The sequence below is a fragment of the Alphaproteobacteria bacterium genome (assembly GCA_024244705.1).
Taxonomy (GTDB): Bacteria; Pseudomonadota; Alphaproteobacteria; order JAAEOK01; family JAAEOK01; genus JAAEOK01.
The window spans coordinates 69,663-80,160 of sequence record JAAEOK010000056.1 but is presented as its reverse complement, the minus strand read 5'-3'; the positions used below and the strand labels follow the sequence as shown (position 1 = coordinate 80,160).

10 protein-coding genes are annotated in these 10,498 nt (G+C 65.1%); 8 read left to right on the top strand and 2 right to left on the bottom strand.

Features of this window, described 5'->3' with window-relative positions; genetic code table 11:
• A partial coding sequence (locus GY791_10095; GenBank protein ID MCP4328770.1) for an IS630 family transposase occupies positions 1 to 120 on the top strand: 120 nt, incomplete at its 5' end.
• Positions 121 to 237: 117 nt separating this feature from the next.
• On the opposite strand, the gene GY791_10090 is transcribed toward GY791_10095, so the two are convergent.
• Positions 238 to 1,083 (bottom strand): crotonase/enoyl-CoA hydratase family protein, encoded by an 846-nt coding sequence (locus GY791_10090; protein ID MCP4328769.1) that lies wholly within the window; start codon positions 1,081 to 1,083, stop codon positions 238 to 240.
• 60 nt (positions 1,084 to 1,143) lie between these two features.
• Positions 1,144 to 1,533 (bottom strand): RidA family protein, encoded by a 390-nt coding sequence (locus GY791_10085; GenBank protein ID MCP4328768.1) that lies wholly within the window; start codon positions 1,531 to 1,533, stop codon positions 1,144 to 1,146.
• 190 nt (positions 1,534 to 1,723) lie between these two features.
• Here GY791_10085 and GY791_10080 point away from each other — a divergent pair, with 190 nt between their 5' ends.
• From GY791_10080 to GY791_10050, 7 genes are read left to right on the top strand one after another with little or no spacing between them, the layout of a single operon-like run.
• Positions 1,724 to 2,545 (top strand): SDR family oxidoreductase, encoded by an 822-nt coding sequence (locus GY791_10080; GenBank protein MCP4328767.1) that lies wholly within the window; start codon positions 1,724 to 1,726, stop codon positions 2,543 to 2,545.
• Positions 2,546 to 2,562: 17 nt separating this feature from the next.
• A complete protein-coding gene (locus tag GY791_10075; GenBank protein MCP4328766.1) occupies positions 2,563 to 3,075 on the top strand; it encodes a MarR family transcriptional regulator in 513 nt (170 codons plus the stop codon).
• Positions 3,072 to 3,893 carry an enoyl-CoA hydratase family protein gene (locus tag GY791_10070; GenBank protein MCP4328765.1) on the top strand — a complete coding sequence of 274 codons (822 nt, stop codon included), beginning with the start codon at positions 3,072 to 3,074 and terminating at the stop codon, positions 3,891 to 3,893. The genes GY791_10075 and GY791_10070 overlap by 4 nt, the downstream gene beginning before the upstream one ends.
• Complete coding sequence (locus tag GY791_10065; GenBank protein MCP4328764.1) at positions 3,893 to 5,068, top strand: acyl-CoA dehydrogenase; 1,176 nt, start codon at positions 3,893 to 3,895, stop codon at positions 5,066 to 5,068. The genes GY791_10070 and GY791_10065 overlap by 1 nt, the downstream gene beginning before the upstream one ends.
• Before the next feature lie 6 nt (positions 5,069 to 5,074).
• A complete protein-coding gene (locus tag GY791_10060; protein ID MCP4328763.1) occupies positions 5,075 to 6,541 on the top strand; it encodes an NADH:flavin oxidoreductase in 1,467 nt (488 codons plus the stop codon).
• Positions 6,541 to 8,226, top strand: a complete 1,686-nt coding sequence (locus GY791_10055) for an AMP-binding protein (protein ID MCP4328762.1) — start codon at positions 6,541 to 6,543, stop codon at positions 8,224 to 8,226. Before GY791_10060 ends, GY791_10055 begins: the two co-directional genes overlap by 1 nt.
• Positions 8,227 to 8,254: 28 nt before the next feature.
• Positions 8,255 to 10,498, top strand: coding sequence for a bifunctional salicylyl-CoA 5-hydroxylase/oxidoreductase (locus GY791_10050; protein MCP4328761.1), 2,244 nt, complete (start codon positions 8,255 to 8,257; stop codon positions 10,496 to 10,498).

The window sequence follows — 10,498 nt, the reverse complement described above, 5'->3', positions numbered from 1 at the left end:
CGCGTCTTCAACTCATACGACGACATCGTCGACCACTGCTGTGACGCCTGGAACAAGCTCATCGATCAGCCCTGGAAAATCATGTCGATCGGACACAGGCAATGGGCACATAGGTCATGATCAACGGGATTTGGTATAAGTCTACTCTACAGATGTCAAATCTGTTGCCGAATTGAGAGAAAGACAGGCTGGTTTAAGGAACCTAAGGACCCATTCTGGTCCACATTCGTCGCCACATCACTCGGTCCCGTCGGGGATCGCCTGGCCGCTGTCACGCAGGGCTGCCGCCTCGTGGAAACCCTCGCGCTCGGCCAGGCGCTTGAACGCCATGCCCTCGCGGGTGTGCCGGGAGACGCCGTCGAACAGGGTGGCGATCATCTGGGTCGAGGCCAGGCCCATGTTGTCGTAGGCCTGATTGATCATCAGCTTCTGCATCATCAGCTGGTTGCGCGGCACCGCGGCCATGCGCTCGGCCAACTGCTGAACCCGCCCGTCGAGCGCCGTCGCCGGCACCGCGTCGAGGACGAGGCCGATGTCCTTGGCTTCGCGGCCGTCGATCAGGTCACCGGTCAGCAGCATGCGCTTGGCCTTTTCGGCGCCGAGACGGTAGACCCACATCGCCGTCGTCGGACAGCCCCAGACCCGCGCCGGCGGATAGCCGATCTTGGCGTCTTCGGCCATGATGACGATGTCGCAACTGAGTGCGATGTCGCTGCCGCCGGCGACTGCATAGCCGTGGACCTTGCAGATCGTCGGCTTGTCGCTGCGCCACAACGAGAAGAAGTCGTCGGTGTTGGCCTTCATGCGCCGGTAATCGAGGGTCGGATCCCACGGCATCTCTTGCACATAGGGATTTTCCCCCTCCGCCTCGGCGAAATCCTTGAGGTCGTAACCGGCGCAAAAGGCGCGGCCGGCACCCCCGACCACGATCACATGAACGCCGTCATCCTCATTGGCGCGGCCGACGGCGTGGCGTATCTCGCCCGGCATCTCGGCGTTGATCGCGTTCAACCGATCGGGCCGGTTGAGGGTCAAGCGGGCGATGCGCCCTTCGGTTTCGTAAGCCAATGTCTGGTAGGTCATTGTCGACGCCGCGCTCCTAATATCGGTTGATTTGACGCTCCCGTGCCTGCTGCCGTTTGCCTATCCGATCACCGCCGTCGCTTCGATCTCAACCTTGGCCCGGTCCTCGACCAGGGCGACGACCTGGACCAGCGCCATCGCCGGGTAGTGCGCACCGATGACCTCGCGGTAGGCGGCACCGACGGCGCGCAGGTTCGAAAGATAGTCCTGCTTGTCGGTCACGTACCAGGTCAGGCGGACGAGGTCGGCGGTCGAGCCGCCGGCCGCCTCGACCAAAGCCTTGATATTGAGCAGCGCCTGTTTGGTCTGGTCGGCGAAGTCGTCGCTCTCGAACCGTTCCTCGGGGGTCCAGCCGACCTGGCCGGCGATGAAGACCATCCGTCCCTCGGCGACGACGGCGTTGCTGAACCCTTTGGGGCGGGGCCAACCCGGCGGTAGGACAATGTTCATGGCGTGTTTTCCTCCAATATCGTCGGCGTATGTAGGCCGCTCGTCGGGCGGTGCGGCGATCGCCTGTATAACCCTATTGCATCCGACAGGGAAGATATTTTAAACTTAAAATAATATTGGAAGGACAGCGACCTGCTTTCAGGACTGCCGCGACCGCCACGCCGTGACCGGCCGACCGACGGACCCAGTGATGCAAACGCCCGAGACCGAAAGCACAATCTCCCCGACGACCCGGGTCCTGACCGGTCGCCACGCGCTGGTGACCGGCGCCAGCCGTGGTATCGGCGCGGCCATCGCCGACCGGCTCGCCGGCATGGGGGCGGCGCTGTCGATGCTCGGCCGGGACGTTGACCGGTTGCGCTCGAGGCAGGCAGAAATTGAGACCGTCCATGGCGTCGACACCCACGCCGTGGTCGCCGATATCACCGATGCCGAAGCCCTTTCGACGGCCATCGGCGACGCGGTCGCCCGTTTGGGACCGCCCGCCATTCTGGTCAACAACGCCGGCGCCTCCGAAAGCGCGCCTTTCGCCAGGACCGACGAGGCCTTGCTGCATCGCATGATGGAGATCAACCTGGTCGGCACCTTCCGCTGCACCCAACTGGTGCTGCCGGCGATGATCGAGGCCGGCTTCGGCCGCATCGTCAATATCGCGTCGACCGCCGGGGTCACCGGATACCGCTATACCAGCGCCTATTGTGCCGCCAAGCATGCGGTGGTCGGCCTGACGCGCTCGCTCGCGCTCGAACTCGCCAAGACCGGCGTCACCGCCAACGCGGTCTGTCCCGGTTTCACCGACACCGACCTCGTCGCCGGTGCGATCACCAATATCGTGGCCAAGACCGGCCGCAGCGAGGCCGACGCGCGGGCGCAACTGGCCGCCACCAATCCGCAGGGCCGTCTCGTCCAAGCCGGCGAAGTCGCTGCCGCGGTCGGTTGGCTCTGCCTCCCGGAATCGGCCGCCGTCAATGGCCAAACCGTGATCATCGATGGTGGCGAGGTGATGAAGTGAAGGCCGTGCCTCTGCAGATGGACGACGGCGGCGACCTCGAAACCGCCCTCAACACATCGGACCTGGTCGAGATTCGCGTGTGGCTGCGGCTGCTCACCTGCACCAATCTGGTCGAGCAGCGAATCCGCCAGAACTTGCGCCAGGAATTCGGCATCACCCTGCCGCGGTTCGACCTTCTCGCACAATTGCAGCGCGCGCCGGACGGGCTGACCATGGGCGAGTTGTCGCGCCGGCTGATGGTCAGCAACGGCAATGTCACCGGGATGATCGAGCGGCTGGTCGGCGAGGGCCTGGTCGAACGGCAATCGGCGCCCGGCGACCGGCGGTCGCAGGTCGTGCGCCTGACCGCCGCCGGCGAGGACACACTGCTGTCCATGCTGCCGGTCCACCATCGCTGGGTCGAAGCCATGTTCGAGGGCCTGTCGGCGAACGACATGTCGACGCTGTTCGATCTTCTGGCCGGGCTCAAACGGTCCGTGACCGAAAACGATTCCGAGAAAACTCAGCCTCACCGAGGAGATCCGTCATGATCACCGGCACCAAGGCCGCCGACTTCGCGCCCGACCATTACGCCCTCGAGGTCGCGGGCAAGGTCGCGCGGATCACCTTGAATCGCCCCGAACGAAAGAATCCCCTGACCTTCGAAAGCTATGCCGAACTGCGTGATACCTTTCGCGCCCTGGTCTATGTCGAAGACGTCAAGGCGGTCGTTGTTTCGGGCGAGGGCGGCAACTTTTGCTCCGGCGGCGACGTCCACGAAATCATCGGACCGCTGGTGTCGATGGAGATGAACGGCTTACTCGCATTTACCCGCATGACCGGGGACCTGATCAAGGCCATGCGCGACTGTCCACAGCCGGTAGTCTCGGCCATCGACGGTATCTGCGCCGGGGCCGGCGCCTGTATCGCCATGGCCAGCGACCTTCGGTACGGAACGCCGGACAGCAAGGTCGCTTTCCTGTTCACCCGTGTTGGGCTGGCCGGCTGCGACATGGGCGCCTGCGCCATGCTGCCGCGGATCATCGGCCAGGGGCGGGCCGCGGAGCTGCTCTATACCGGCCGCGCCATGGGCGGCCAGGAGGCTCTCAATTTCGGATTTTACAACGGGCTCTGCGAGCCCGCTGACCTGGAGGAGACGGCCTTGGCGATGGCCCGCCGGCTCGCCGATGGCCCCTCCTTCGCCCACGGCATCACCAAGACCATGCTCAACAAGGAATGGAACATGGGTCTCGACGAATTCATCGAGGCCGAGGCCCAGGCGCAGGCGATCTGCATGCAAACGAACGACTTCGAGCGCGCCTACCACGCCTTCGTCAAAAAAGAAAAACCGGTCTTCGAGGGCAATTGATGGCGGATCGTTCCTTTCTCGACTGGCCTTTCCTCGACGAGACGCATCGCGCCCTCGCCGGCGACCTGCATGCCTGGCTGGCGAGTGCCACCGATATCGACAACGGTGAGGCCGCCGACATCGATGCCGCGACGCGTGATCTGGTGACGCGCCTCGGTGCCGCGGGCTTCTTGCGTTATGCGGTGCCGCGCGCCTATGGCGGCGTGGCCGAGGGTCTCGACGCGCGAAGCTTATGCCTGATACGCGAAATGCTCGCCTATGTGGATGGGCTCGCCGACTTCGCCTTCGCCATGCAGGGACTGGGCAGCGCCTCGATCTCGCTGTTCGGCAGCGAAAACCTGAAGGAGCGGTATTTACCGCCGGTCGCCGCCGGTGCCGCGATCGCCGCCTTCGCGCTCTCGGAAAAGGCCGCCGGCTCCGATGTCGCCGCCCTCGCCACCACCGCGACACCGAAGGGCAATGGCTTTGTTCTCGATGGCGAGAAGACTTGGATATCGAACGGCGGCATCGCCGATCACTACGTCGTTTTCGCGCGCACCGGCGAAGCGCCGGGCGCCAAGGGCCTGTCCGCGTTCATCGTCGATGCCGATACCCCGGGCCTGTCGATCGCCGAGCGCATCGAGGTCATCGCGCCCCATCCGCTGGCGACGCTGAAGTTCGAAGACTGCCGCATCGATGCGGATTGCCTGATCGGAGAGGCGGGGCAGGGGTTCAAGGTCGCCATGGCGACGCTCGACATGTTCCGCTCGACGGTCGCCGCCGCCGGTCTCGGTTTTGCCCGTCGCGCCCTCGATGAAGCGCTTGCCCGCGTCCAGTCGCGCGAGGTTTTCGGCCAGCGGTTGGCCGATTTTCAGATCACCCAGCAAAAGATCGCCGACATGGCGGTCAAGATCGATGCCGCCGCCCTGCTCGTCTATCGTGCCGCCTGGACCAAGGACCGGTTCCAGGGACGGGTCACGCGCGAGGCGTCGATGGCCAAGCTCTACGCCACCGAATCGGCACAGGAGGTCATCGACCAGGCGGTGCAGATCTTCGGCGGTGACGGCGTCGTGCGCGGGACCAAGGTCGAGCAGCTGTATCGCGATATCCGCGCGCTGCGCATCTACGAAGGCACCAGCGAAATCCAGCAGCTGGTCATCGCGGCGCGGACACTGGCCGCCGCCGAAGGGGGCTGACCGACCATGTGGCGCCCTCCCGAACGTATCAAATGGCAACCCGATCCGGGGCCGTGGCCGACCCGCGAAGAGGCCGAGGCCTCGCGCCTGTTTCAACCGATTTCCGTTGGCCCAATCCGGCTCGCGCAGAGCACGTGGGTACCGGCGATGGTGCCGTGGCGGGCAACCGCAGACGGTTTCGTCACCCCCGAGGCCATCGAGTGGTACGAACGGCTCGCCCGCGGCCGTCCCGGCGCCATCGTCTGCGAGGCGACCGGAATCCGGGACATTCCGAGCGGGCCGCTGTTGCGTATCGGTGATGACAGGTTCATTCCCGGTCTCCGTGATTTGGTCGAACGGGTGCGGATTGCCAGCGGTGGCGAGACCCGGCTCTTCATCCAGTTGATCGATTTCCTGGCCATCCGGCGGCGGCCCGAGCCCGAGAAGTTCTTCGGCCGCTACCTCGCGATCACCGACCGCCACCGCCGCCGCCTGGGCGCCGAGGACTGGCCCGAAGACAGAATCCGCGCGCACTTGCTGGCGCTCGATCCCGACGCGCTGGAAGACGTCTTGGACACCCGCGAACTCGAAGGATTGCGCTACGGATACCGCGAGCATGTGACCGATACACATCTGCCGCACATCGACAATCTGCCGGCGGTGTTGCCCGACCTCTTCGCTGCGGCGGCGCGGCGCGCCCGCGAAGCCGGGTTCGACGGCGTCGAGCTTCACTATGCCCACGCCTATACGATGGCCTCGCTGCTGTCGCGCTTGAACGACCGCGACGACCGCTACGGCGGCAGCATCGAGAACCGCGTGCGCTTGCCTTTGGAGGTCTTCCGTCGCGTCCGCGAGACGGTGGGAGCCGATTTCGCTATCGGCTGCCGGTTTCTTTCCGAGGATTGCGTAGCCGGCGGCAGCACGGTCGAGGACAGCGCCCACCATGCCGTCGAATTCGCCCGCGCCGGGATGGATTTTCTGTCGACCTCGCGGGGCGGCAGGTTCGAGGACGCCGCCCAGCCCAAGGTTGGCCAAGCGGCGTATCCCTATACCGGTCCCAGCGGCTATGAATGCATGCCGCAATTCGTTTCCGATGAACGCGGGCCGTTCGGTCGCAACGTCGAGCCGGTGACGCGGATTCGCACCGCTGTCCGCGACGCCGGTTTCGCCACGCCCGTCGTCGTCACCGGGGGCATCCATGGCTTTCTTCAGGCCGAAGATATCTTGACCGGGGGCCATGCCGACATCGTCGGTCTGGCGCGCCAGACCCTCGCCGATCCGGACTGGTTCCTCAAGGTGCGGCTGGGCCGCGGTGGCGAGGCGGTGGTTTGCGAATATACCAACTACTGCGAGGCGCTGGACCAGAAGCATGTGCCGGTGACCTGCAAGTTGTGGGACCGGACCCGGCTCGACGAGCCCGGCATTCGGATGACCCCGGACGGCAAGCGCCGGATGACGGCGCCGTTGTGGGAGCCGGCCGAGGATGCGGCGTGATGACCCGGAACCCCTTTATCCCCGGTGACCCGAAAACCGCCCATGTCGATACCTTCGCGCGCGACAATCTGCCGCCGCCGGAACTTCAGGCGACGGTCGATTTCAGCGCGGTGCCGGAACTCGCCGCCTATCCCAATCGCATGAATGCCGCCGTCGAGCTGCTCGACGTCCAGGTCGCCGCCGGCCGCGGCGCCCGCCGCGTGTTTCATTTCCCCGGCGCCGATTGGAGCTATGGTCAGTTGAAGGACCGGGCCGACCGTATCGCACGCGTTCTCGTCGACCAATTCGGCCTCGTCCCCGGCAACCGCGTGCTCCTCCGCGGGCCCAACAATCCGATGATGGCGGCGTGTTGGTTCGCGGTCCTCAAGGCGGGGGGGGTCTGTGTCGCCACGATGCCCCTGCTGCGCGGACGCGAGCTCGCCTACGTGGCCGAGCGCGCGCATATCGAACTGGCGCTCTGCGATGTCCGGTTCCGCGACGAGATGGTCGACGCGCGGGAACGGGCGCCGATCCTGAAGCGGCTTTCGTTCTTCTCCAACACCGGGGCGGGCGAGGACGCGGCGGCGGATTTGGATGCGGCGATGGCGAAGGCCGAGCCCCGGTTCGACAATGTCGATACGGCGGCCGACGACGTCGCCCTGATCGCCTTCACCTCGGGCACGACCGGCCGGCCCAAGGGCGCCATGCACTATCATCGCGATGTGCTGGCGATGTGCGACACCTTCGCGCGCCATGTCTTCGACGGCTCCGCCGATGAGATCTACACCGGCTCGCCGCCGCTGGCCTTCACCTTCGGGCTGGGCGCGCTGCTCTGTTTCCCGATGCGCTTCGGCGCCTCGGTCGCCTTCGTTGAGAGGCCGTCGCCGGAGGCGTTGTTCGACGCCATCGAAACCTACCGCTGTACCGCGCTCTACACCGCGCCGACGATGTACCGGGCGCTTCTGGATGGGATCGGTTACCGCGACCTGTCGAGCCTGACCAAGTGCGTTTCGGCCGGGGAGACGTTGCCGTTGCCAACTTTCGAGGCGTGGCACCGGGCGACCGGCTTGAAGATCATCGACGGGCTCGGCTCCACCGAAATGATCCACATCTTCGTCTCCGCCGCCGGCGCGAATATCCGTCCCGGCGCGACGGGCAAGGCGATTCCCGGCTACGAGGCCCGCATCGTCGATGACGAGGGTAACCCGCGGCCGCCCGGAGAACTCGGGAATTTGGCGGTGCGGGGACCGACGGCGTGCAAGTACCTCGACAACGCCGAGCGCCAGCAGGTCTATGTGAAGGACGGCTGGAACCTGCCGGGGGACATCTATAAGGCCGACGAGGACGGCTATTTCTGGTATCAAGCGCGCGCCGACGACATGATCATTTCCGCCGGTTACAACATCTCCGGGCCGGAGGTCGAGGACGTTCTGCTCGACCATCCGAAGGTCAAGGAATGCGCGGTAGTTGCGGCGCCCGATCCGGAACGGGGCCAGATCGTCAAGGCCTTCGTGGTCCTACGCGATCCCCGCCAGGATGGCCCCGAGGCGGTCAAGGAATTGCAGGATTTCGTCAAGGGCGAGATCGCACCCTACAAGTATCCGCGGCAGATCGCGTTCGTCGACGCGCTCCCCCGCACCGAAACCGGGAAACTGCAGCGCTTTCGGCTGCGCGCGTCCGAGCCGAATACCCAGTCGTTGGAATAGATAAGGAACGGTCATGAAAATCGCCAGCATCGGCGGCGGTGCCGCCGGGCTCTACTTCTCGATCCTGATGAAGAAAGCCAATCCGGCCGCCGACATCGACGTCTACGAGCGCAACCGTGCCGACGATACGTTCGGGTTCGGGGTCGTCTTCTCCGACGAGACGCTGGGCAACTTTCTCGACGCCGACGCCGAAACCTACCGGCAGATCGTCGACCAATTCGCCCATTGGGACGACATCGACATCCATTTCAAAAGCCAGGTGTTGAGCTCCACCGGTCACGGGTTCAGCGGCTTCGACCGCAAGACGCTGCTCAACATCCTGCAGAGCCGGTGCGCCCATCTCGGCGTCAGGCTCCATTTCGAGACCGAGATCACCGACCTCGATCAATTCGGCGATTGCGACCTCATCCTCGCCGCCGACGGCGTCAACAGCGCGATCCGCGACAGGTATGCCGACGCCTTCGAGCCCGACATCGATTGGCGCTCGAACCGCTTCGTGTGGCTCGGTACGACCAAGGAATTTCCGGCCTTCACCTTCATCTTCAAGGAGAACGAGCATGGGCTGTGGCGGGTTCATGCCTATCGCTACAAGCCCGGCTACTCGACATTCATCCTCGAATGCACCGCCGATACCTTCGCCCGCAGCGGCCTCACCGTGGAAGACGAGGAGCGGACGATGGCCTATGCCGAGAAGCTTTTCGCCGACGAGCTCGACGGCCACGGGCTGATCAAGAACCGTTCCCATTGGCGGCAATTCCCCACCATCCGCAACCGCCATTGGCACCACGACAACATCGTACTCATGGGCGATGCCGTGCATACCGCCCATTTCTCGATCGGATCGGGTACCAAGCTGGCAATGGAGGACTCGATCGCGTTGTCGGATGCGATGCAAAGTTGCGACACCATCCCGGCGGCGCTCGACGCTTACGAAACGGCGCGGCGCCCGGATGTGGAGAGCACGCAGCGCGCCGCCCAGGTCAGCCTGCAATGGTTCGAAGAAGCCGAGCGCTACTACGACCGTCTCGAGCCGATTCAATTCGGCTTCAGCCTGTTGACGCGCTCGCTACGCATCAGTCATGAGAACCTTCGCCTGCGCGATCCCGCCTACGTCCGTTCGATCGATTCCTGGTACGCCGCGCGCGCCGCCAACCAGAGCGGCGTCAATGTCACGACCGACCCGCCGCCACCGCCCATGTTCACGCCGTTTCGGCTGCGCGACATGATCGTTCCCAACCGCATCGTGGTTTCCTCCATGTGCCAGTATTCGGCGGCGGACGGCACTATCGACGATTGGCACCTGGTCCATCTCGGCAGCCGCGCCATCGGCGGCGCCGGACTGGTCATGACCGAGATGACCGATGTCAGCCGCGAGGGGCGGATCTCCCATGGCTGCGCCGGAATGTACAAGGACGAGCACGTCGCCGCCTGGGCGCGGGTCGTCGACTTCGTGCAACGGCACAGCGCGGCGCGCATCGGCATGCAGCTGGCCCACGCCGGGCGCAAGGCGTCGACCCGTCTCGGCTGGGAGGGCAACGACCTGCCGCTCGAACCCCACGAGGATCCGTGGCCGGTGATGGCGCCGTCGGCGATTCCCTATACGCCGCGGAACCAGGCGCCGCGCCAAATGACCCGCGAGGACATGGATGCGGTGCGCGACGATTTCGTGCGCGCCGCGCGGATGGCGGAGGCCGCCGGTTTCGATATCGTCGAGCTGCATTTCGCCCATGGCTACCTGCTGTCGACATTTCTGTCGCCGCTCACCAATCGGCGCGACGACGCCTATGGCGGCAGCCTGGAAAACAGGCTGCGCTATCCGCTCGAAGTGTTCGACGCGGTGCGCGCGGCATGGCCCGAGGGCAAGCCGATATCGGTGCGCTTGTCGGCGACCGATTGGCGCCCCGACGGCTTCTCGCCCGACGACGCGGTGGCGGTCGCCGCAGCGCTCAAGGGTCATGGCTGCGACATCATCGACGTCTCGGCGGGACAGGTGGTCGCCGACCAGGAACCGGTCTACGGCCGGTTGTTCCAAACGCCGTTTTCCGACCGGGTGCGGCTCGAAGCCGAAATTCCGACGATGACCGTGGGCAGTATCTCGACCTTCGAGGACGTCAACAGCATCCTCGCCGCCGGCCGCGCCGATCTATGCGTCATGGCGCGGGCCCACCTCTATGACCCCTATTGGACACGCCATGCGGCGACCCAACAGGGGGTGGAGCTGCCGTGGCCCAAGCCCTACGACACCTTGGACGGTTACGAGCCGCGATTCTAA